Here is a 3,911-nt window from a genome sequence, read left to right as displayed (position 1 = left end):
GTGGCGGGGAGGGCCAGGGCGGAGAGGGCGGCGGTGAGGACGGTGGTGGCGGCGATACGGCCGACGAGGGACATGAGGTCTGCTCCGGATCTCGGGGTGGACGTGAATGCCGTGCGGGTGTCCCGTCGGGGGGCGGGGGCCCTTGGCGGCGGTCCAGATCCTGTCGTTCCGCGGGCGTCGGCAGTAGTCACGTGAATGTGCTCCCGGAGTCGCGGGGTGTCCCTCCCCTTCATGTCGCGCACTTTGCTGAGGGGCCCGGGAGGTGGTGGGGCGGGGCGGGGGTTCGCATGCTGGAGAGGCGATTCCCGTGCGATCTCCGTGCGATCCGAGTGCGATCCCCGTGCGTTTCCCGTGCGTTCGACGAATGAGAGGGACCCCATGTCTTCGCCTGCCGACACGATGCCGTCACCCGACTTCTCCCCCCGCGAGAGGGAGGTGCTCGCCTCCCTGTGCGACGGGGAGACGTACCCGTCCATCGCCCGCCGGCTCGGCATCAGCCGGCACACGGTGGACACCTATGTGCGCAGGCTGCGCAGCAAGACGGGCGCGGTGAGCCGTGCGCAGCTCGTCGTCGCCGCGGTCAGGTGCGGGGTGTTCGATGTGCACGCCCAGGCGAACCGGAGCTGACCGAACTCGGGTACTCATGTCGGAGCTGCCCGAACTCGGTTACTCAATGGGGGCGCCGGGCCGTGCGGAACGGTTCGCGGTCCAGCCCCCGCCCGTGGGCCGGGGTGGCCAGGGAGAGGGAGATGAGCCGGCTGCCGGCGGCCGCGGTGACGGTCGTACGGGAGCCACGCGGGAGGTAGAGGACCTCGCTGGTCAACAGCGGCAGGACGAGGGGCCGTTCGGGCTCCTCCGCCGTGGCGACGGACCAGTGGGTGCGGCCCGCGGTCTGCACCACCAGGGTGTGCGCCGGCGCGGGGCCGTCGAGCGGGGCGCCGGAGGTTTCGTTCACGGGCACGCCCAGAGCGGACGTCAGGCTGCGCGCGAGGTACGCGGACAGCCGGCGGTCGGACGCCGGGGAGGTCCGGTCCGTCGTGTCGTACACGGCGGGTTCGTGCTCGGGCCACAGCAGGGCGGGCGAACGGTCCGTGCAGGCGCGGAGGAAGAGTACGACCTCCTCCACGTACGCCTCCGGGGACTCCGGAACCACCGTGCCGTCGTACGCACTTCCCCAGACCATGCAGGCTTCACCATCGTCGTCGTGACTCGCGGCCGTCCCGCGCTCCTGGCCCGAGGGGCGGGAGCGGAGACCCTTGCGTGCAGCATGCCGTATCGACACGCGCACCGTCAGTCACGGGTTCGCGTGACCGTCCACCTCCTCCAGCAGCCCGGAACGGGCCGCGGCGACGCCCGCCTGGAAGCGGCTCGACACGTTCAACTCGGAGAGGATGTCGGCGACATGGCGGCGTGTCGTGCGCAGCGACATGCCGAGGCGCCGGGCGATCGCCTCGTCCTTGAGGCCGTCGGCGAGCAGGCGCAGGATCGTGCGGTGCAGCTCCCTGGAGACCGCTTCCATGGCGCGCCCGGTGGCGTCGACGAACGGCCTGGCGTGGGTCCAGGCCAGCTCGAAGATGTCGTACAGGTAGGCCACCACCGGTGGTTCGCTGATGAGGATCGCGCCCTGGCCGTCGTGTCCGGGCGCGGGGATGAAGGCGGTCTCCCGGTCCACGATGATCAGCCGGCCGAACAGTTCGTGCAGCGTGCGGTACTCCGCGCCGCGCGCGGAGAGCTCCGCCACGTAGGCCTGGCTCGGGCCGTTGAAACGCGCCGTGTGATGGTAGAGGGTGCGGATGCGGACGCCCCGGTCGAGCATCGCCCGGTCGCGCCCCATGGCCTCGGCCATCGCCGCGGGGACCCGGGAGCCGCCGCCGGGCTGGCAGGAGACCAGTTCGGTACGGCAGCCGTCGCTGAGCCGGTTGAGCCGGTCGCGGACCTCGGCCACCGTGGAGATCTCCTGGAAACCGCCGCCCCAGGAGCGCGATTCCCGCTGGAAGACCAGGCTGAAGGGATCGACGCTGCTCCTGATGTGCGCGATCGCCTCCTGGCGCTCACGGATCTGCGCCTCCAGGGGCGCGGTACGACGGCTCGCCGCGTCCTCCGCGGGTACGACGGTCAGCCGGGATCCCGGCAGCGGCTCCTCGGCCAGCAGCCCGGTCTCCAGGAGGCGGGAGAGGGCGCGGCGGACGTCGGCGAGGTCGGCGGGCAGCTCGCGGGCGATGGTCTCCGGGTCGTGCGCGCCCGCTCTCTGGTTGCGGACGAGCCAGGCGTAGACCCTTAAGTCCATTGACTCCGACTTGAGTTCATCAGGGGTCGATCGTGGGCAATGAGGAGCTATGTCCATGTTCGCTCCGTCCTCCCCTTGCTGCCTTGCCGTTTGATGAGGCATCGGAAACCTGGCGGACGACATTGAGTTTTCCGAGACTGAGATCACCGTAACGTCCTTGTATAGGGAACGGAGTTCGCGTCATGAGGCGCTTCCTCATCGCTGTGACCGGCCTGTTGGCGGTCTTCACGCTCGGCATGGCCTCCTCGCACCACGGCGCCCCGGAGCGGGGCACGCAGGTCCAGGCGTCCTGCCAGGCCGCGCCGCCCGGGATGCGGGGAACGTGCGCTGACAGCTCCTGGGGTGGGTGAGTGCGTTTTTCGGGGTTTGGTTGCCCGGGCGTCACCCAGGAGGTGGCGAGCGTCGCTCCTGTGGGTGGTACCGGGTGTCGCCCTGCGGGGTGAAGATCAGGATAGGACGCTAGCCAAGTATTTCGGTGACCGTTGTAATCTGGAGGCATGGTCACCGACACGCGACCGCGCCCGTCCGTAAGACGCGGGCTCGCGCTGCTCACCTCGGAGCGGCCCCGCCCCGAGGCGATCCGCGCGCGGCCGAACGGCTGGTGGCTGGCCGTGGCCGCGGTGTGCTTCGGCGCGTTCATGGGCCAGCTGGACGCCAGCATCGTCACGCTCACCTACGGCGGTCTGCGCACCGGCTTCCACGCCTCGCTCGCGGCCGTCGAATGGGTCTCGCTTGCCTATCTGCTCGCCCTGGTGGCGCTGCTGGTGCCCGCAGGGCGCCTTGCCGACGCCCACGGCCGCAAACTGCTCTACCTGTACGGCTTCGCCGTCTTCACCCTCGCCTCCGCGGCCTGCGGCTTCGCGCCCTCGCTCGGGGCCCTCGTGGCGTTCCGCGTGGTCCAGGCGGCCGGCGCGGCCATGATGCAGGCCAACAGCGTGGCGCTGGTGACCACCAGCGCGCCACGCGAGCGGATGCGCAGCGCGCTCGGCGTGCAGGCCGCCGCGCAGGCCCTGGGGCTGGCCCTGGGACCGACGGTCGGGGGCGCCCTGGTGTCCACCCTGGGTTGGCGCTGGGTGTTCTGGGTGAACGTGCCCGTAGGCGTCGTCGCGCTCGTCGGCGGCCACTACCTGCTGCCCCGCACCCGGGCGCGTACCCGGGTCACCCGCTTCGACTGGCCGGGGCTCCTGCTGCTGGCCGCGGCCACCACCGGTGCCCTGATGGGCGTCTCCGCGGCCTCCGGGCTGCCGGTGCCCGGCTGGGGCGTGGCCGCGCTGTTCCTGGTCGCGGCCGGGGCGGGGTGGGCCTTCGTACGACGCCAGCGGCGGGCGGCCGCGCCCCTGCTCGACCTCGCCCTGCTGCGGGTACGGGCGGTGGCGTACGGCCTGGTGGGCGCCCTGAGCGGCTACCTGGTGCTGTTCGGGCCGCTGGTGCTGGTGCCCGTCGTGCTCACCGCGCGGGGCGTGTCCGAGCTGACGGCGGGGCTGGTGCTCACCGCGCTGCCGGCCGGGTTCGCGCTGGCCGCGACCGGGTGCGACCGGGTGCTGCCGCGGGGCCTCTCGGACCGGGGGCGGTGCCTGGCCGGCGCGGGGATCTTCACGGCGGCGCTGACCGCGCTGCTGGTGGT

General features: G+C 72.0%; 6 protein-coding genes. 3 read left to right on the top strand and 3 right to left on the bottom strand.

Annotation, left to right across the window (positions count from 1 at the left end; all coding sequences use genetic code 11):
- On the bottom strand, positions 1-191 hold a 191-nt coding region (locus CCN72_RS40025; RefSeq protein WP_208638075.1), incomplete at its 3' end, for a hypothetical protein.
- Between the two features lie 187 nt (positions 192-378).
- Between CCN72_RS40025 and CCN72_RS23725 the strand changes: the two genes are divergently transcribed.
- A complete protein-coding gene (locus CCN72_RS23725) occupies positions 379-627 on the top strand; it encodes a response regulator transcription factor (protein ID WP_085565656.1) in 249 nt (82 codons plus the stop codon).
- 43 nt (positions 628-670) lie between these two features.
- Here CCN72_RS23725 and CCN72_RS23720 read toward each other — a convergent pair whose 3' ends face one another.
- Entirely contained in the window at positions 671-1,183 is a 513-nt protein-coding gene (locus tag CCN72_RS23720) for a hypothetical protein (RefSeq protein WP_086809393.1), read from the bottom strand.
- A gap of 111 nt (positions 1,184-1,294) precedes the next feature.
- The gene (locus CCN72_RS23715; protein ID WP_086809391.1) at positions 1,295-2,287 is read right to left on the bottom strand and encodes a helix-turn-helix transcriptional regulator; all 993 of its coding nucleotides are present in this window, start codon (positions 2,285-2,287) and stop codon (positions 1,295-1,297) included.
- A 182-nt stretch (positions 2,288-2,469) separates the two neighbouring features.
- On the opposite strand from CCN72_RS23715, the gene CCN72_RS39115 reads away from it, so the two are divergent.
- Both CCN72_RS39115 and CCN72_RS23710 read left to right on the top strand, forming a co-directional pair.
- On the top strand, positions 2,470-2,637 hold the full coding sequence (locus tag CCN72_RS39115) for a hypothetical protein (protein ID WP_158101398.1): 168 nt from the start codon (positions 2,470-2,472) through the stop codon (positions 2,635-2,637).
- Positions 2,638-2,784: 147 nt separating this feature from the next.
- Positions 2,785-3,911 (top strand): MFS transporter (locus CCN72_RS23710; protein WP_208638074.1); only part of this gene is annotated, 1,127 nt, incomplete at its 3' end.

The sequence above is a fragment of the Streptomyces murinus genome (genome assembly GCF_002154555.1).
In the GTDB taxonomy this organism is placed as follows: domain Bacteria; phylum Actinomycetota; class Actinomycetes; order Streptomycetales; family Streptomycetaceae; genus Streptomyces; species Streptomyces murinus.
Note: the sequence above shows the minus strand (reverse complement) of the source record. Positions and strands in the feature narration are given on the sequence as shown.

Bases quoted from the DNA above. Each gene is read 5' to 3' on its own strand.
- CCN72_RS23725 (WP_085565656.1), top strand. From the start codon at position 379: ATGTCTTCGCCTGCCGACACGATGCCGTCACCCGACTTCTCCCCCCGC.
- CCN72_RS23720 (WP_086809393.1), bottom strand. From the start codon at position 1,183: ATGGTCTGGGGAAGTGCGTACGACGGCACGGTGGTTCCGGAGTCCCCG.
- CCN72_RS23715 (WP_086809391.1), bottom strand. From the start codon at position 2,287: ATGGACTTAAGGGTCTACGCCTGGCTCGTCCGCAACCAGAGAGCGGGC.
- CCN72_RS39115 (WP_158101398.1), top strand. From the start codon at position 2,470: ATGAGGCGCTTCCTCATCGCTGTGACCGGCCTGTTGGCGGTCTTCACG.